The sequence below is a fragment of the Streptomyces blastmyceticus genome, assembly GCF_039521185.1.
GTDB lineage: Bacteria > Actinomycetota > Actinomycetes > Streptomycetales > Streptomycetaceae > Streptomyces > Streptomyces blastmyceticus.
In genome coordinates this window covers 113,602-132,303 of sequence record NZ_BAAABW010000001.1, presented here as the reverse complement: position 1 = coordinate 132,303, position 18,702 = coordinate 113,602, and the positions used below count along the sequence as shown (strand labels likewise).

The 18,702-nt window shown below is 71.5% G+C and carries 14 protein-coding genes; all 14 read left to right on the top strand.

Translation table 11 applies throughout. The features are described from left to right. The first annotated feature begins 64 nt into the window (after window positions 1-64). On the top strand, window positions 65-478 hold the full coding sequence (gene ndk, locus ABD269_RS00590; protein WP_116211795.1) for a nucleoside-diphosphate kinase: 414 nt from the start codon (window positions 65-67) through the stop codon (window positions 476-478). A gap of 287 nt (window positions 479-765) precedes the next feature. Further along, on the top strand, window positions 766-1,785 hold the full coding sequence (locus ABD269_RS00585; RefSeq protein ID WP_004950903.1) for a rod shape-determining protein: 1,020 nt from the start codon (window positions 766-768) through the stop codon (window positions 1,783-1,785). Between the two features lie 191 nt (window positions 1,786-1,976). Continuing rightward, entirely contained in the window at window positions 1,977-2,909 is a 933-nt protein-coding gene (gene mreC, locus ABD269_RS00580; protein ID WP_344114917.1) for a rod shape-determining protein MreC, read from the top strand. A 4-nt stretch (window positions 2,910-2,913) separates the two neighbouring features. Further along, window positions 2,914-3,555 carry a rod shape-determining protein MreD gene (mreD, locus tag ABD269_RS00575; RefSeq protein ID WP_301887455.1) on the top strand — a complete coding sequence of 214 codons (642 nt, stop codon included), beginning with the start codon at window positions 2,914-2,916 and terminating at the stop codon, window positions 3,553-3,555. Window positions 3,556-3,607: 52 nt separating this feature from the next. Further along, entirely contained in the window at window positions 3,608-5,743 is a 2,136-nt protein-coding gene (gene mrdA / locus ABD269_RS00570; protein WP_344114914.1) for a penicillin-binding protein 2, read from the top strand. Next, window positions 5,740-6,939, top strand: a complete 1,200-nt coding sequence (rodA, locus tag ABD269_RS00565) for a rod shape-determining protein RodA (RefSeq protein WP_301887457.1) — start codon at window positions 5,740-5,742, stop codon at window positions 6,937-6,939. The genes mrdA and rodA overlap by 4 nt, the downstream gene beginning before the upstream one ends. 83 nt (window positions 6,940-7,022) lie before the next feature. Continuing rightward, complete coding sequence (locus ABD269_RS00560; protein ID WP_344114912.1) at window positions 7,023-8,561, top strand: CYTH and CHAD domain-containing protein; 1,539 nt, start codon at window positions 7,023-7,025, stop codon at window positions 8,559-8,561. A gap of 102 nt (window positions 8,562-8,663) precedes the next feature. Beyond that, entirely contained in the window at window positions 8,664-10,589 is a 1,926-nt protein-coding gene (locus ABD269_RS00555; RefSeq protein ID WP_344114910.1) for a TIGR03960 family B12-binding radical SAM protein, read from the top strand. 65 nt (window positions 10,590-10,654) lie between these two features. Beyond that, entirely contained in the window at window positions 10,655-10,933 is a 279-nt protein-coding gene (locus ABD269_RS00550; protein ID WP_301887460.1) for a hypothetical protein, read from the top strand. A 116-nt stretch (window positions 10,934-11,049) separates the two neighbouring features. Further along, window positions 11,050-11,832: a TIGR03936 family radical SAM-associated protein gene (locus tag ABD269_RS00545; RefSeq protein ID WP_301887461.1), complete on the top strand. Its 783-nt coding sequence runs from the start codon at window positions 11,050-11,052 to the stop codon at window positions 11,830-11,832. Window positions 11,833-12,054: 222 nt separating this feature from the next. Next, window positions 12,055-15,945, top strand: a complete 3,891-nt coding sequence (locus ABD269_RS00540; protein WP_344114907.1) for an Rne/Rng family ribonuclease — start codon at window positions 12,055-12,057, stop codon at window positions 15,943-15,945. Window positions 15,946-16,254: 309 nt separating this feature from the next. Next, window positions 16,255-16,575, top strand: coding sequence for a 50S ribosomal protein L21 (gene rplU / locus ABD269_RS00535; RefSeq protein WP_087928145.1), 321 nt, complete (start codon window positions 16,255-16,257; stop codon window positions 16,573-16,575). 14 nt (window positions 16,576-16,589) lie between these two features. Beyond that, window positions 16,590-16,847, top strand: a complete 258-nt coding sequence (gene rpmA / locus ABD269_RS00530) for a 50S ribosomal protein L27 (protein ID WP_301887463.1) — start codon at window positions 16,590-16,592, stop codon at window positions 16,845-16,847. A gap of 123 nt (window positions 16,848-16,970) precedes the next feature. Continuing rightward, a complete protein-coding gene (gene obgE / locus ABD269_RS00525) occupies window positions 16,971-18,407 on the top strand; it encodes a GTPase ObgE (RefSeq protein ID WP_301887464.1) in 1,437 nt (478 codons plus the stop codon). Window positions 18,408-18,702 lie beyond the last annotated feature (295 nt).

The window sequence follows — 18,702 nt, the reverse complement described above, 5'->3', positions numbered from 1 at the left end:
CCGGGTGCTCATGATCCGCGATACCCTCGCCGCACTGTTGTCCCGCCCGCAAGGAGCCGCAAATATGAGCCAGCGCACCCTCGTCCTCCTCAAGCCGGATGCCGTGCGGCGTGGCCTGGTCGGCGAGATCATCGGCCGGATCGAGCGCAAGGCGAACTGGACGATCAGCGCGCTGGAGCTGCGCACCCTCGACCGGGGCACGCTGGAGCAGCACTACGCCGAGCACGTCGGCCGCGACTTCTACGAGCCCCTGATGCAGTTCATGTCCTCCGGGCCGATCGTGGCCCTGGTGGTCGAGGGGGAGCGTGTGATCGAGGGCGTGCGCGCGCTGGCCGGTCCGACCGACCCCATCTCGGCCGCCCCGGGCTCCATCCGTGGCGACTTCGGCACCATCACGCGCGAGAACCTCATCCACGCCTCGGACTCCGAGGAGTCCGCCCAGCGGGAAATCAAGATTTTCTTTCCGGGCCTTGCCTGATAGTTCATCAGAGACGCACCCATTCTGATCAGGGGCGGCCGATTTCTTTTCGGCCGCCCCTGGCATATGCGCGGCGAACGAGGGAACCTCTCACTCCGACACGACGTCACCATTACTGGGGCGGGCTCGCGTTCCGCCGACAATGGCGGAGGAACCCTCGCGCCGCGTACGACCGGTCGAGACTACGATGAAGCCTCCGCGCCCCGCAGCGCACCGCACACCCTGCCGACCTCAAGTAAGCATTCGCTCCAGCTGGGAAGGCCAGACGTATCCTCATGGGGAACAACATGTCGTTCATCGGCCGTGACATGGCTGTCGACCTCGGGACCGCCAACACGCTGGTGTACGTCAGAGGCCGCGGCATCGTCCTCAACGAACCGTCCGTCGTAGCCATCAACACCAACACCGGTGGCATCCTCGCGGTGGGTGCCGAGGCGAAGAAGATGATCGGCCGGACCCCGGGCAACATCGTCGCGGTGCGTCCGCTGAAGGACGGGGTGATCGCGGACTTCGAGATCACGGAGCGGATGCTCCGCTACTTCATCCTCAAGATCCACAAACGGCGCTGGATGGCCCGCCCGCGCGTCGTGGTCTGTGTGCCCTCCGGCATCACCGGGGTCGAGCGCCGCGCCGTGATCGAGGCGTCCACCCAGGCCGGTGCCCGTCAGGTGCACATCATCGAGGAGCCGATGGCCGCCGCGATCGGCTCCGGCCTCCCCGTGCACGAAGCCACCGGCAACATGGTCGTCGACATCGGCGGCGGCACCACCGAGGTCGCCGTGATCTCCCTCGGCGGAATCGTCACCGCGCAGTCCATCCGGGTCGCGGGCGACGAGCTGGACAATGCGATCATCCAGCACATCAAGAAGGAGTACAGCCTCCTCCTCGGTGAGCGCACCGCCGAACAGATCAAGATCACCATCGGCTCGGCCTACGACCTCGAACAGGACGAGCACACCGAGATCCGCGGCCGCGACCTCGTCAGCGGTCTGCCCAAGACCGTGGTCATCTCGGCCGCCGAGGTCCGCAAGGCCATCGAGGAGCCCGTCAACTCCATCGTCGACGCGGTCAAGACCACCCTCGACAAGTGCCCGCCCGAGCTGTCGGGTGACGTGATGGACCGCGGGATCGTTCTCACGGGCGGCGGCGCTCTCCTGCGCGGCCTCGACGAGCGGCTGCGCCGGGAGACCGGGATGCCGATCCACATCGCCGAGGACCCGCTGGACTCCGTCGCCCTGGGCTCCGGCAAGTGCGTCGAGGAGTTCGAGGCGCTCCAGCAGGTGCTGGACGCCCAGCCCCGCCGGTGATCAGGCAGACCGGCCGGGGCTGACGCGTCGGCCCCGGCCGGACCCTTGCGCCGCCCGTGACAGGGCGGCGCGAGGGTCGTGCCCAGCTGTACCCGCTGCCGGTAAACAACCTGATATACAGGCAGAACGCTCCCGATGACCGGCCCGGACCCGCAGCCGACCGGTCCGACGAGAAGGGCACGCCGCCGCACGTGAGGGACACACGAGAGAGCCGGCTGCTACTGGTGCTGCTGGTCGCCGTCGCGTTCGCACTGATCACGGTGGACATCCGCGGTGGCGAGCAGTCCCCGCTCGACGGTGTCCGGCACGCCGCCGCCTCGGCCTTCGGGCCGGTGGAGGCGGGGGTGGCCGACGCCGTGGACCCGGTCGGCAACGCCATCGCGGCCGTACGGGACTCCGGCGGCCGGCACAGCCGCATCGCCCAGCTGGAGCGGGAGAACGCCACCCTCAAGCAGCGCCTCGGCAGCAACGACCGCAACCGCGGCCGGGCCCGCGAGCTCGACGCCATGCTCAAGACCGCGGGCCGCGGCCAGTACGGCATCAAGGGCGCCCAGGTCATCGCCATAGGAGCCGCCCAGGGCTTCTCGTGGACGGTCACCATCGACGCGGGCAGCAACGACGGCATCCGGCGCGACATGACCGTGCTCAACGGCGACGGTCTCGTCGGCCGGGTCACCACCGTCTCCCGGTCCACCGCCACCGTCCTGCTGGCGACCGACCCCAAGTTCACCGTCGGCACCCGCATGGAGAAGTCCGGCGAACTCGGCTTCGCCACCGGCCAGGGCGACCGCTCCCTGCGCGTCGAGCTCCTCAACGGCAAGGCCGTCGTCCACGAGGGCGACCGCCTCGTCACCTTCGGCTCCAGCAGGGACAAGCCGTTCGTGCCCGGCGTCCCCGTCGGCGAGGTCACCCGCGTCGAACCCGCGGGCGGCAGCCTGACCCGCACCCTCCAGATCCGGCCCTTCGTCGGCTTCAGCAGGCTCGACATCGTGGGCGTCGTCATCGAGGCGCCCCGTACCGACCCCCGCGACACCGTCCTGCCGCCGAAACCGGAAGCCCCCAAGCCGACCCCCACGGTGACCGTGACGGCCACCCCCTCCGCGAGCGCCAAACCCCAGGACTGAACCGATGCGCATCAACCGGATCCTGCTCTCGTCGGCGCTCGTGGTGATCGCCCTCGTCGTCCAGGTGACCGTCCTCGCCCGGCTCCATCTCCCCGGCGCCGTCCCCGACCTGATGCTCCTCGTCGTCATCGGCCTCACGCTCGTCTACGGGCACACCAGCGGCGCCCTCATCGGCTTCGGCGCGGGCCTCCTCGCCGACCTCGCGCCGCCCGCCGACCACGCCACCGGGCGGTACGCCCTCGTGCTGTGCGTGATCGGCTATCTCGTCGGCCTCGTCAGGCCGGAGTCCGGACGGCTCCGCTCGGCCACCGTCCCCATGCTCGTCGTCGTCGCCGCGGCCATCGGCTCCACCCTGCTCTACGCGGGCGTGGGCTCACTCGTCGGCGACACCGCCGCCCGCCACGTCGGACTGACCGGCCTCGTCCTCACCGCCACGCTCTACGACCTGCTGCTGGCACCCTTCACCGTGCCGCTGATCATGGCGCTCGCCCGGCGCACCGAGAACGACCCGCTCGCCGGCGAGGGCCCCGCCACGCTGGGGGGCGGCGGTGAGGGCGCGTTCCCCCGCCTCGGCGGCCAGCGCGGCGGCCTCTTCGGCAGGCCGGTCCGGCGCCAGGGGCGCGTCAAGGGGGTCCGGCGGCTGTGACCGGCACGGCACCCAACGGCAAGGATCATCTGCGGACGGCTGAGGGGGCGTCATGAGCAATCTTCCCGACACCGGGCGGACCTCCCGCGTCACCATCCGCCTCGTCACCATCCAGATCCTCGTCGTCTCCCTCCTGCTCACCCTCGGCGGGCGCCTCTGGTACCTCCAGATCCGCAACGGCGACCAGTACACCGCCGAAGCCGCCGACAACCACATCCAGCAGGTCGTCGCCCCCGCCACCCGCGGCTCGATACTGGACGCCCGCGGCGTGCCCCTCGCCGACAACGAGACCCGCCTCGTCGTCTCCGCCAACCGCACCGACCTGCTGAAGATGCACGACCGGGGCAAGGCCGTCCTCGCCCGGCTCGCCGGGGTCCTCAACCTCAGGCCCGAGGACGTCGCCGCCAAGGTGCGGCTGTGCGACGCCAAGACCCCCAAGCCCTGCTGGGCCGGCTCGCCCTACCAGCCCATCCCCATCACCGACGAGGCCACCACCCAGCAGGCCCTGCAGATCCGCGAGCGCGCCGAGGACTTCCCCGGCGTCACCGCCGAGCCCACGGCCGTACGCCGCTACGCCGGGCCCGGCGGCTCCAACACCGCCCAGGTGCTCGGCTATCTCTCCCCCGTCACCGACGACGAGATCAGCAAGACCAAGTCCGGCTCCGCCCCGCTGCTCCGCTCCGACCAGGTCGGCCGCTCCGGTCTGGAGCGGCAGTACGACACCCAGCTGCGCGGCAAGGCGGGCGTCACCCGCTACGAGGTCGACAACCTCGGCCGCGTCATCGGCAAGGCCAAGAGCGACAAGGCCGTGCCCGGCTCCAACATCGTCACCAGCATCGACGCCCGCGTGCAGGCCATAGCGGAACGGGAACTGGACCAGGCGATGAAGGACGCCCGCAAGGAGCTCGACAAGAACACCGGCGTCAACTACAAGGCCGACGCGGGCGCCGTCGTGGTGATGGAGTCCAGGACCGGCCGGGTCGTGGCCATGGCCTCCAACCCCACCTACGACCCCAACGCCTGGGTCGGCGGCATCTCCGCCAAGGACTACAAGCAGCTCACCGGCAAGGACTCCGACTACCCCCTGCTCAACCGGGCCATCCAGGGGCAGGCGGCACCCGGCTCGATCTTCAAGGTCATCTCCGCCACCGCCGCGGTCAAGGCCGGGTACGCCTTCACCGACAACTACAACTGCTCCAGCTCGTACAGCATCGGCAACCAGGTCTTCAAGAACTTCGAGTCCAAGGGCTACGGCCCGATCAACCTCGGCCGGGCGCTGGAGGTCTCCTGCGACACCGTCTTCTACGACCTGGCCTTCCGCCAGTGGCAGAAGGACGGCGGCAACAACCCCAAGCACCCCGCGGACTGGTTCTACCGCACCGCCCACGACTTCGGCCTCGGCAAGGAGACCGGCATCGACCTCCCCAACGAGGTCAAGGGCCGGGTCCCCGACCGCGAGTGGAAGAAGCGGTACTGGGAGGCCAACAAGGACACCTGGTGCAAGCAGGGCGGCAACAGCGGCGACGACTACGCCGCCAAGATCGCCAAGGAGAACTGCGAGTCCGGCATGCGGATGCGCGCCGGTGACTCCGTCAACTACTCCATCGGCCAGGGCGACACCCTCGTCACCCCCATCCAGATGGCCACCATCTACGCGGGCATCAGCAACGGCGGCACGCTCTACAACCCCACCATCGGCAAGGCCATCGTCAGCCCCGACGGCAAGAGCGTCCAGGAGATCGCGCCCACCGCCCACGGCCGGCTGCCCTTCGACCAGAAGACCCGCGACCAGCTCGACGGCGCGCTCGCCGGCGTCGCCACCAACGGCAGCGCCGCCTGGCGCTTCGAGGGCTGGCCGCAGAAGGACATCCCGATGCACGCCAAGACCGGCACCGCCGAGGTCTACGGCAAGCAGACCACCTCGTGGTTCGCGACGTACACCCAGGACTACACCGTCATCATGACGATCTCTCAGGGCGGCACCGGCTCCGGCGCCTCCGGCCCCGCCGTGCGCAACATCTACAACGCGCTCTACGGCGTGGACGAGAAGGGCAGGATCGACCCGGGCAAGGCCCTGCTGCCGCACCCCGAGAGCGGACTCCCCAAGATCGAGAAGGACGGCACGATCGAGGCCCAGAAGATCGACGCGCCCTCCCCGCCCGCCCGGAAGGACGACAAGCAGCAATGAGCGCCACCGGCGGCTACAGGATCCGCCGTTACACCCCCGAGCGCGGCATCTGGGGCACGCTCACCGCCCGCGACTCCGTCCTCCGCCGCCTCGACTGGGTCATGCTGCTCGCCGCGCTCGCCCTCTCGGGCATCAGCACCCTGCTCGTCTACTCCGCCACCCGCGGCCGCCACGAGCTCACCCACGGCGACCCGTACTACTTCCTGCTCCGCAACATCCTCAACACCGGCATCGGGCTCGGCCTCGCCATCGGCGCGGTCTGGGTCGGCCACCGCGCCCTGCGCGGTGCCGTCCCCATCCTCTACGGCGTCTCAGTGCTGCTCACCGCCGCCGTGCTCACCCCGCTGGGCGCGACCATCAACGGCGCCCGCTCCTGGATCCAGCTGGGCGGCGGCTTCTCCATCCAGCCGTCCGAATTCACCAAGATCACCATCACGCTCGGCATGGCGATGCTGCTGGCCGCCAAGGTCGACGCGGGCGACCGGGCGCACCCCGACCACCGCACCGTCGTGCAGGCCCTCGGCCTCGCCGCCCTGCCGATCCTGGTCATCCTGCTGATGCCCGACCTCGGCTCCGTGATGGTGCTGGTGGTCATCGTCCTCGCCGTGCTGCTCGCCTCCGGCGCCTCCAACCGCTGGATCGCCGGCCTGCTCGGCACGGGCGTCCTCGGCTGCGTCCTCGTCTGGCAGCTCGGCGTCCTCGACGAGTACCAGATCAACCGCTTCGCCGCCTTCGCCAACCCCGCGCTCGACCCCTCCGGCGTCGGTTACAACACCAACCAGGCCCGCATCGCCATCGGCTCCGGCGGCCTCACCGGCTCCGGGCTCTTCCACGGCTCCCAGACGACCGGGCAGTTCGTGCCCGAACAGCAGACCGACTTCATCTTCACCGTCGCGGGGGAGGAGCTCGGCTTCGTCGGCGCGGGCGCGATCATCTTCCTCGTCGGTGTCGTGCTGTGGCGCGCGTGCCGGATCGCACGCGAGACGACGGAGCTGTACGGGACGATCGTCGCGGCCGGGATAATCGCCTGGTTCGCCTTCCAGGCGTTCGAGAACATCGGGATGACGCTGGGGATCATGCCGGTGACGGGCCTGCCGCTGCCCTTCGTCTCCTACGGCGGCTCGTCGATGTTCGCGGCGTGGATCGCGATCGGACTCCTCCAGTCGATCAAGGTCCAGCGCCCGATGTCGGCGTGAAAAACCACCGCTCGCACAGCCATAACCAGCCGGGCCACCGACAAGCCCTGCCCAGAGGGGCGACCAAGGGTTAGATTCGCCCTATGGCGGACACCGTGCGAGAGATCGAGCGGAAGTACGAACCCGGCGACAGCACGGGCAAGGCCCGACTGCCCGACCTCCGCCGCGTCAAAGGCGTCGCGACCGTCACCGACCGGGGGACGCACAAGCTCGACGCCGTCTACTACGACACCGCGGACCGCCGGCTGACCGGCGCCCACATCACCCTGCGCCGCCGCACCGGCGGAACGGACGCCGGCTGGCACCTCAAGCTCCCCGTGGCCCCCGGCGTGCGCGACGAGATCCGCGCGCCCCTCTCCCCGGCCGTGCCGCGCGCCCTCACCGACCTCGTGCGCTCCCGGATCCGCCGCGCCGACCTCACCCCGCTGGTCCGCATCGTCTCCCGCCGCACGGTCCGGCAGCTGTTCGACGACGACGGGGTCCTCCTCGCCGAGGCGAGCGAGGACGCGGTCACCGCCGACCGGCTCACCCGCGGCGGCCGCACCGCCCGCTGGACCGAGGTCGAGGTCGAGCTCGGCGAGGGTGCCGATCCGGCCTTCCTCGACACCGTGGAGCGGCGCCTGCGCAAGGCCGGGCTCCGCCAGTCGAAGGCCCCCTCCAAGCTGGCCCGGGCCCTGGAGGAGACCGACCCCGCACCGCCGAAGGCCACGCGGAAGAGACCGGGGAAGCCCGCGCGGCCCACCGCCGGTGACCACGTCCTGGCGTACGTCCGCGAACAGACCGACGCCCTCCTCGCCCTCGACCCCGCCGTCCGCGGCCGGGCCGAGGACTCCGTCCACCAGATGAGGGTCGCCACCCGGCGGCTCCGCAGCGCCTTCCGCACATACGGCAAGGTCCTCGACCGGAAGGCCACCGACCCGATCGGCGAGGAACTGAAGTGGCTCGCCGCCGAACTCGGCGTCGACCGCGACCGCGAAGTGCTCGCCGAGCGGCTGGCCGAGCGGCTGTCCGAGGTGGACGGCACGCTCGTCCTCGGACCCGTGCGCGCCCGGCTCCGCGGGGCCGCGGCGGGCCGCGGCAAGGGCGCCCGCAAGCGCCTCGCCGCGCTCCTCGACGGCGACCGCTACCTCACGCTCCTGGACACCCTCGACGCCCTCCTCGCCGACCCGCCCCTGCTCCCCGCAGCCGCCCTGCCGCCCGGCGACGTACTGGCCGGGGCCGTCCTGCGCGACTACGGACGCCTCGCCGCCCGCGTCGAGCACGCCCTCACCACCGGGCCGGGGCCGGAGCGCGACACCGTCCTGCACGACGCCCGCAAGGCCGCCAAGCGCGTCCGCTACGCCGCGGAGGCGGCGCAGTCGGCGCTGGGGAAACCGGCGAAACGGTTCGCCGGGCGCATGAAGTCCGTACAGACCCTGCTCGGCGACCACCAGGACAGCGTCATGGCGCGCACCGCCCTGCGCACGCTCGCGGCCGAGGCCCACGCCGCGGGCGAGAGCACCTTCACACTCGGACTCCTGTACGGCCGGGAGGAGCGGCGCGCGGCCGACGACGAACGGGAGCTGCCGGGGCTGTGGCGGAAGGCGTCGCGCAAGCGGTACCGGGAGGCGCTGGGGGCGTGACCGCCTCCCGGGCGGCCCGGCGCCTTCAAGATCACTGTGCAGAGGGGCGACCACGGCTGCGTTAGCCTTGAGGGTCACCCCTGTCAGCTCACGAAGGTTCGTATGTCTGCCGAATCGGTCTTCCCGCAGCTCGAAGCTCTGCTCCCGCATGTGCAGAAGCCGATCCAGTACGTCGGCGGGGAGCTCAACTCCACGGTCAAGCCCTGGGAAAGCACGGACGTCCGCTGGGCGCTCATGTACCCCGACGCCTACGAGGTCGGGCTGCCCAACCAGGGCGTCATGATCCTTTACGAGGTCCTCAACGAGCGCGAGGGCGTGCTCGCCGAGCGCACGTACAGCGTGTGGCCCGACCTCGAGCAGCTGATGCGCGAGCACAAGGTCCCGCAGTTCACCGTGGACGCCCACCGGCCCGTGAAGGCGTTCGACGTCTTCGGCCTGAGCTTCTCCACCGAGCTCGGCTACACCAACATGCTCACCGCCCTGGACCTCGCGGGCATCCCGCTGGAGTCCAAGGACCGCACGCTCGACGACCCGATCGTCCTCGCCGGCGGCCACGCGGCCTTCAACCCCGAGCCGATCGCGGACTTCATCGACTGCGCGGTGATCGGCGACGGCGAGCAGGCCGTGCTGGAGATCACCGACATCATCCGGGCCTGGAAGGCCGAGGGCCGCCCCGGCGGCCGCGACGAGGTGCTGCTGCGCCTCGCCCGGACCGGCGGCGTGTACGTGCCGCGCTTCTACGACGTGGAGTATCTGCCGGACGGCCGGATCGCCCGCGTCGTGCCCAACCACTCCGGCGTGCCGTGGCGCGTGTCCAAGCACACCGTCATGGACCTCGACGAGTGGCCCTACCCCAAGCAGCCGCTCGTCCCGCTCGCCGAGACCGTGCACGAGCGCATGTCCGTCGAGATCTTCCGCGGCTGCACCCGCGGCTGCCGCTTCTGCCAGGCCGGCATGATCACGCGCCCCGTGCGGGAGCGAAGCATCACCGGCATCGGCGAGATGGTGGAGAAGGGTCTGAAGGCCACCGGCTTCGAGGAGGTCGGCCTGCTGTCGCTGTCCTCCGCGGACCACACCGAGATCGGTGACATCGCCAAGGGCCTCGCCGACCGCTACGAAGAGGACAAGATCGGCCTCTCCCTGCCGTCGACCCGCGTGGACGCCTTCAACGTCGACCTCGCCAACGAGCTCACCCGCAACGGCCGCCGGTCGGGCCTCACCTTCGCCCCCGAGGGCGGCTCCGAGCGCATGCGCAAGGTCATCAACAAGATGGTCTCGGAGGAGGACCTGATTCGTACGGTCTCCACCGCGTACGGCAACGGCTGGCGCCAGGTGAAGCTGTACTTCATGTGCGGCCTGCCGACGGAGACCGACGAGGACGTCCTCCAGATCGGCGACATGGCGGTCAACGTCATCGCCGAGGGCCGCAAGGTGTCCGGCCAGAACGACATCCGCTGCACGGTCTCCATCGGCGGCTTCGTGCCCAAGCCGCACACGCCGTTCCAGTGGGCGCCGCAGCTCTCCGCCGAGGAGACCGACGCGCGGCTGGAGAAGCTGCGCGACAAGATCCGCGGCGACAAGAAGTACGGCCGTTCGATCGGCTTCCGCTACCACGACGGCAAGCCCGGCATCATCGAGGGCCTGCTCTCCCGCGGCGACCGCCGCGTCGGCGCCGTCATCCGCGCGGTCTACGAGTCCGGCGGCCGCTTCGACGGCTGGCGCGAGCACTTCTCGTACGACCGCTGGATCAAGAGCGCCGAGCAGACGCTGCCGCCGCAGGGCGTCGACGTCGCCTGGTACACGACGCGCGAGCGCACGTACGAGGAGGTCCTGCCCTGGGACCACCTGGACTCCGGTCTCGACAAGGACTGGCTCTGGGAGGACTGGCAGGACGCCCTCGACGAGACCGAGGTCGAGGACTGCCGCTGGACCCCGTGCTTCGACTGCGGCGTCTGCCCGCAGATGGACACGAGCATCCAGATCGGCCCGACGGGCAAGAAACTGCTGCCGCTGACGGTGGTCAAGTAATAGCGTGACCTACGCGGGAGGCCCGGCGCCTCCCGCGTAGCCGCACGGGGCAAGGGGAGACCGACGTGACGCCGACGTACCAGATCTACTTCACCGAGCAGGCGGCCGTCCGTCGTGACCGTCTGGACGATCAGCAGCGGGCGGCGTTCGACAAGGGCATCTCGCTGCTGGCCCGCGATCCCTTCACCGAGCTCTCGCGTCCGATGAGCTCCACCGGTGACGACCGCACGATCCGCCTGACGCAGAACATCCTCGTCGAGTACTCGGTGAGCATGGGGCGGTTGCTGATCTTCATCGTCGAGGTCTTCAACGACAAGGACATCTTCGTCACCGACGAGTCCTGACCCGCCCGGACGCGCCGTCCCGCGAGGCACGTACTCTAGGTAGCAGTACGACCGCACTCACGAAGGACAGAACACTGGGCAAGCGACAGCCCGAAGGCCCGCCGCCCGCACCCGCGGTGCAGCGCATTCGTCTGCGCTACACCAAGCGCGGCCGCCTCCGGTTCACCAGCCACCGTGATTTCCAGCGCGCCTTCGAGCGGGCCCTGCGCCGCGCCGAGGTGCCCATGGCGTACTCGGCCGGTTTCACCCCGCACCCCAAGGTGTCGTACGCCAACGCCGCCCCCACCGGCACGGGCAGTGAGGCCGAGTTCCTGGAGATCCAGCTCGCCGAGGCCCGCGACCCGCAGCAGCTGCGCGAGCTGCTCGACGAGTCGCTGCCGGACGGGCTCGACATCACGGACGCGGTGGAGGCGCACACCTCCTCCTTCGCCGACCGGCTCGAGGCCTCCGTCTGGGAGCTGCGGCTGGACGGCGTCGAGGTCGCGGACGCCGAGCGCGCCGTGGCGGCCTTTCTCGCGGCGGAGACCGTCGAGGTCCAGCGCCGCACGAAAAATGGGTTGCGCACCTTCGACACGCGCGCCGCGGTGGTCCGACTCGAGGCCCTCGACGCTCCGGCCGATAGGCCCGGCGACGGTGCCTGTGCGATACTGCGGCTGGTTGTTCGGCACTTGACACCTGCCGTTCGACCCGACGACGTCCTGTCCGGTCTCCGCGCTACGGCCGACCTGGCGCCGCCGGTCCCCGCTGCGGTGACCAGGCTGGCGCAGGGGCTGCTCGATGAGGAGTCCGGCACGGTGACCGACCCGCTCGCGCCCGACCGCGACGCTTCCCCGGCCGCATCAACCACGGCCGCCGGACAGAGCGCCGGTGCCGCGCAGGTGCCGGAAGGTTCTGTGTAAGGACGGCCGTCGCCGCGCCGCCGGTCCACCAGGGAGCCACCCGGGTCCGGCAGGCGCACTGACCAGGAGACTTTCGCCGGTGCCGACGTTTCGGACCCGGTGAGCGAGACGACAGCTCCCGTGCGGCGACCGCGCCCCGGACGGTGGTACCGCGCACATCACGCGGACCGCCGGGCCGGACCAAGGCACGGCGCCCGGGAGCGTGACGGGAGAACCGCCCGCATGCTCGAACCCATTGAGCCCGCCAACCACTCCGACAGCGGTCCTGGAGACACGCTGCCGCCCCGACGCCGCCGCCGTGCGGCGTCCCGCCCCGCCGGCCCGCCGTCGGCGGGCGACGCGACCGTACAGCAGTCCGTGACGGTCCCCGCCGCCGAGGCGCAGCCCGCCGCACCGGCACCCGCCGCCGAGGCCCCGGCCACCACAGACGCGCCGGCCACCCCCGCGCGCCCCCGCCGCCGTGCCACCCGCAAGGCGACGGCTCCGGCGGGCGCCCCCCGTACGGCCGAGCCGGCCGCCGAGGAGACCCCCGAGGTCCCGGCCGCCGCCGCGGCCGTGGCCGCCGACGCCGGCATCGAGGCCGTCGAGGACGCCAAGCCGGCCCGTACGCGCCGTCGTGCCACCCGTAAGGCCACCGCGCCCGCCGGTGCCCCGCAGGCCGCCGAGCCGGTCGTCGAGGCGCCTGAGGCGCCCGTGACGGCCGAGGATGCCGAGCCCGAGGCGCCCGTCGCCGAGGCCGCGCCGCCCGCGCGCCCCCGCCGCCGTGCCACCCGCAAGGCCACCGCCCCGGCCGGTGCCCCGCAGACCGTCGAGACCGTGGTCGAGGCCCCCGCGCCCGTCGAGGACGCCGAGGCCGAGGAGGAGGTGGAGGCCGCCGAGGAGATCCCGGCCGCCCCCGCCCCCCGTGCGCGCCGTCGTGCCACCCGTAAGGCCACCGCGCCCGCCGGTGCCCCGCAGGCCGCAGAGCCGGTCGTCGAGGAGCTCGCGGAGGCCGCCCCGGCCGAGGAGGAGGCGCCCGTCGCCGAGACCCGTGGCCGCCGTACGCGCCGCCGTGTCGCCGAGGCCGAGCCCGAGGCCGCCGCCGAGGCCGCCCCGGCCCGTACGCGTGGCCGCCGCAAGGTCGCCACCGGTGATGCCGAGGCCGCTGCCGCCGCGCTGGAGGCCGCCAAGGCCGAGAGCCGTGCGCGGGAAGCCGCCACCGAGGTCCCGGCCGAGCCCGCCGAGGCCCCCGCGCGCGGCCGTCGCCGCGCCGTGCGCCCGCCGTCCGCCGTCTTCCAGGCGCCGGTCTTCACCGAGCCGATGTTCCAGACGCCGGAGACCGCCGCGGCCGCTGCCGCCGTCGTGCCGGCGGAGGAGCCCGAGCCGGAGCAGGCCGAGCCGGCCGCCGAGGCCGCGCAGCCGGCTGCGGGCAGCCGTCGCCGTCGCCGCCGTCGCGGCGAGCCCGCCGAGGTCGAGCAGGCCGTGGCGGAGGAGATCGTTCCCGCCGTGGCCGAGGAGACCGAGGGCGAGGAGGCCGAAGAGGCCGAGGCCGCCCACGACGAGGAGGAGTCGGACCGCCCCTCGCGCCGTCGCCGCCGTGGTGGCCGTCGCCGCCGCCGTGGTGAGGCCGGGGACGCGGAGGCCGAGTCCGCCGAGGAAGAGGCCGCGGAGGCCGAAGAGGCCGAGGCCGCCGAGGAGGAGCAGGAGGAGGCGTACGGCGAGGAGCCGGGCGCCGGTTCCGCGGGCAGCCGTCGCCGCCGTCGCCGTCGTCGCCGCAGTGGCGACGCCGCCGAGGCCGAGGCGGCCGAGGGCGACCCGGAGCGCACGGTCGTCAAGGTCCGCGAGCCCCGCAAGCGCGAGGAGCGCGAGCCCGGCACCGGCTTCGACGAGGTGCAGTCCATCAAGGGCTCCACCCGCATGGAGGCGAAGAAGCAGCGCCGCCGCGAGGGCCGCGAGCAGGGCCGCCGCCGCGTGCCGATCATCACCGAGGCCGAGTTCCTGGCCCGCCGTGAGGCCGTCGAGCGCGTGATGGTCGTGCGCCAGAGCGGTGAGCGCACCCAGATCGGCGTGCTGGAGGACAACGTCCTCGTCGAGCACTACGTCAACAAGGAGCAGGCCACCAGCTACGTCGGCAACGTCTACCTGGGCAAGGTCCAGAACGTCCTGCCGTCCATGGAGGCCGCCTTCGTCGACATCGGCAAGGGCCGCAACGCCGTGCTGTACGCCGGTGAGGTCAACTTCGAGGCGCTCGGCATGGGCAACGGCCCGCGCCGGATCGAGACCGCGCTGAAGTCCGGCCAGTCCGTGCTCGTGCAGGTCACCAAGGACCCGATCGGCCACAAGGGCGCCCGTCTGACCAGCCAGGTCTCGCTGCCGGGCCGCTACCTCGTGTACGTGCCCGAGGGCTCGATGACCGGCATCAGCCGCAAGCTGCCCGACACCGAGCGCGCGCGCCTGAAGCAGATCCTCAAGAAGATCGTCCCCGAGGACGCGGGCGTCATCGTCCGTACGGCCGCTGAGGGCGCGAGCGAGGAGGAGCTGGCGCGTGACGTGCAGCGGCTCCAGGCGCAGTGGGAGGAGATCCAGCAGCGGGCGAAGAGCGGCAACGCCCCGACCCTGCTGTACGGCGAGCCGGACATGACCGTCCGCGTCGTGCGCGACATCTTCAACGAGGACTTCTCCAAGGTCATCGTCAGCGGTGAAGGCGCCTGGGAGACCATCCACGGCTACGTCGCCCACGTCGCCCCGGACCTCACCGACCGGCTGCAGAAGTGGACGTCGGACGTCGACGTCTTCGCCACGTACCGGATCGACGAGCAGCTGATGAAGGCGCTGGACCGCAAGGTCTGGCTGCCGAGCGGTGGTTCGCTCGTGATCGACCGGACCGAGGCGATGGTCGTGGTCGACGTCAACACCGGCAAGTTCACCGGTCAGGGCGGCAACCTCGAGGAGACGGTCACCAAGAACAACCTCGAGGCGGCCGAGGAGATCGTGCGCCAGCTGCGGCTGCGCGACCTCGGCGGCATCGTGGTGATCGACTTCATCGACATGGTGCTGGAGGCCAACCGCGACCTCGTGCTGCGGCGCCTGCTGGAGTGCCTGGGCCGGGACCGTACGAAGCACCAGGTCGCCGAGGTGACCTCGCTGGGTCTGGTGCAGATGACCCGCAAGCGGGTCGGCCAGGGCCTGCTGGAGTCGTTCTCCGAGCCGTGCGTGCACTGCAACGGCCGTGGCGTGATCGTCCACATGGACCAGCCCACGTCCGTCGGCGGTGGCGGTGGCGGCAAGCGCGGCAAGAAGAAGGGCAAGGGCCAGCCGCACGAGCACGAGCACGATCACGTGCAGGCGGAGGCCGCCGAGCAGGCCGAGGCCGAGGCCGTCTCCGAGGAGCCCGAGCTGGAGCCCGTCGCGGTGACCGAGGCCGAGCTCCAGCCGTCGGTCGGCGGTGACGAGGAGTGGTTCGGCAGCCCGGCCGAGGCGCGTGCCGCGGCGGGTTCGCGCGGTGGCCGTACGCGGCGCCGGGCGACCCGTAAGGCGACGGCTCCGGCGGGTGCGCCGAAGGCCGCCGCCGAGCCGGAGATCGTCGTGGAGACCGCGGCGCCGGTCGAGCCGGTCGCCGAGCCGGTGGTCGCGGAGCCCGTGGCCGAGCCGGTCGTCGAGACCGTCGTGGAGGCCGCTCCGGCCGAGGCCCCGGTGGAGGCGGCTCCGGCCGCTCCCGCCCGGCCGCGCCGCCGGGTGACCCGCAGGGCGTCCGCCCCGGCGGGCTCGCCCACCGCGGCCGAGGAGGCGGCCGTGGTCGTCGTCACCGCGCCGGCCGCCCCGGCCGCCGAGCCGGAGCCCGCTCCGGCTCGGGTGGAGCCGGAGGCCGTCACCGAGCCGGTCGCCGAGGCCGACGTCGAGGTTGAGGCCGAGGAGGCCCCGGCCCCGGCCAAGAAGGCGGCCCGTAAGACGGCCGCCAAGAAGGCCCCGGCGAAGAAGGCCACCGCCACGAAGAAGACGGCGGCCAAGAAGACGACGACCGCCAAGAAGGCCACGGCCAAGAAGACCGCCACCAAGACGGCGGCCAAGAAGGCCCCGGCGAAGAAGACGGTGAAGAAGGCCGCCACGGCCCCCGCCGCTTCCGCCGAGGACTAGGCCGGGAGTCTTTTCCCCGGGTGCGGGGCCGGCCGAATTCGGCCGGCCCCGCACCCGGGGAATCCGGACCTCGGGTCCCACCCGGACGGCCGCTCCGCGGAGCGGCCACTCTTGGGGAGGGCCCGGTTTGACCCCCAGGACAGGGCCCCGTAACCTTGTCCTTCGGCGTCTGTACGCCAACCCCTGAGCAAATCCCTCCCGGTGAATTCCGGGAGAGGCCGCTCGTCCTTTCGGATATGCGCGGGCTTCACGCCTGCGTGAGCGGCTGGCATCAGAGGTCCCGATTACCAGCGAGAGAGTGAGATCCGCGTGTACGCAATCGTGCGTAGCGGTGGTCGCCAGCACAAGGTTGCTGTCGGCGACATCGTCGAGGTTGACAAGATTTCCGACGGCAAGGTGGGCGACTCCGTCGAGCTCTCCACGCTGCTCGTGGTCGACGGCGAGTCCGTCACCAGCGACCCGTGGGTGCTGGCCGGGATCAAGGTCCAGGCCGAGATTGTGGACCACCACAAGGGTGCCAAGATCGACATCCTGAAGTACAAGAACAAGACCGGCTACCGCAAGCGCATTGGTCACCGCCAGCAGTACACGGCGATCAAGGTCACCGGCATCCCCACGGCTGCGAAGTAAGGGACTGAGAACACATGGCACACAAGAAGGGCGCATCGTCCACTCGGAACGGTCGCGACTCCAACGCTCAGCGGCTCGGCGTCAAGCGCTTCGGCGGCCAGACCGTCAACGCCGGTGAGATCCTGGTCCGCCAGCGCGGCACCCACTTCCACCCGGGCGCGGGCGTCGGTCGCGGTGGCGACGACACCCTGTTCGCGCTGGCCGCCGGTGCGGTGCAGTTCGGCACCCACCGTGGTCGCAAGGTCGTGAACATCGTCCCGATCGCTGAGTAATCAGCCTTTCGGCACGACACAGCACCTTTCCGAGGGCGGGCCGCTTTTCCTGACGGGGAAGCCGGTCCGCCCTCGGCGTGTTAGTACAGAGACATCCCCTGCACGTATCTGGAGGCAACCGCAATGACCACCTTCGTGGACCGCGTCGAGCTGCATGTCGCCGCGGGTAACGGAGGCCATGGCTGCGCCTCCGTGCACCGTGAGAAGTTCAAGCCGCTCGGCGGCCCGGACGGCGGCAACGGCGGCCGTGGCGGCGACGTGATCCTGGTCGTGGACCAGTCGGTCACCACGCTCCTCGACTACCACCACAGCCCCCACCGCAAGGCCACCAACGGCCAGCCGGGCGCCGGTGACAACCGCTCCGGCAAGGACGGCCAGGACCTCGTCCTGCCCGTGCCGGACGGCACCGTCGTCCTGGACAAGGACGGCAACGTCCTCGCCGACCTGGTCGGCGAGGGCACCACCTTCATCGCGGGCCAGGGCGGCCGTGGCGGCCTCGGCAACGCGGCGCTGGCCTCCGCCCGCCGCAAGGCGCCCGGCTTCGCGCTGCTCGGCGAGCCCGGCGAGGCCCGTGACATCGTCATGGAGCTCAAGACCGTCGCCGACGTGGCGCTGGTGGGCTACCCGAGCGCGGGCAAGTCCTCGCTGATCTCGGTGCTCTCCGCCGCCAAGCCGAAGATCGCGGACTACCCCTTCACGACGCTGGTCCCGAACCTGGGCGTGGTCACGGCCGGCTCGACCGTCTACACCATCGCGGACGTCCCCGGTCTGATCCCGGGCGCCAGCCAGGGCAAGGGCCTCGGCCTGGAGTTCCTGCGGCACGTCGAGCGCTGCTCGGTGCTCGTGCACGTGCTGGACACCGCGACCCTGGAGTCCGACCGCGACCCGGTCTCCGACCTGGACGTCATCGAGGCGGAGCTGGGGCAGTACGGCGGGCTCGACGACCGGCCGCGCATCGTCGTCCTCAACAAGATCGACATCCCGGACGGCCAGGATCTCGCCGACATGATCCGCCCGGATCTGGAGGCGCGCGGCTACCAGGTCTTCGAGGTGTCCGCCGTCGCCCGTACGGGCCTGAAGGAGCTCTCCTTCGCGCTGGCCCGCATCATCGCCGAGGCGCGCGCCGCCAAGCCGAAGGAGGAGGCGACCCGCATCGTCATCCGCCCGAAGGCCGTGGACGACGCGGGCTTCACGGTCACCCTCGAGGAGGACGGCATCTACCGCGTGCGCGGCGAGAAGCCGGAGCGCTGGGTGCGCCAGACCGACTTCAACAACGACGAGGCCGTCGGTTACCTGGCCGACCGCCTCAACCGCCTCGGTGTCGAGGACCAGTTGCTCAAGGCCGGTGCCCGGGCGGGCGACGGCGTGGCCATCGGTGCCGAGGACAACGCGGTCGTCTTCGACTGGGAGCCGACGATGATGGCGGGCGCCGAGATGCTCGGCCGCCGTGGCGAGGACCACCGCCTGGAGGCGCCGCGACCGGCTGCGACGCGGCGTCGCGAGCGGGAGGCTCAGCGGGACGAGGCTCAGCAGGAGTTCGACGGTTTCAAGCCGTTCTGATCTGACGCGTCATCAACTTGCCCGCCTGGTAGGGGCGCACCTTCGCGGTGCGCTTCCTGCCGGGCGGGTTTTTTGTTCCCCAGCCCCGCCCCTTCCCGCAGCATCTGATGCTCGGCTCCGCCGAGACCGGGGCTCCGCCCCGGACCCCCGGTCGGGTGCGGTCCGGTGGTCGGTTGTGCCCACCCTCCCCCAGCTACCGCTGGGAGGTACCCCCAGCCCTGCGGAACGATTGCCCACAACCGGGTGGGGGAACAAAAAATCGCCGGGCGAGCTGGAGGGAAACCAGCTCGCCCGG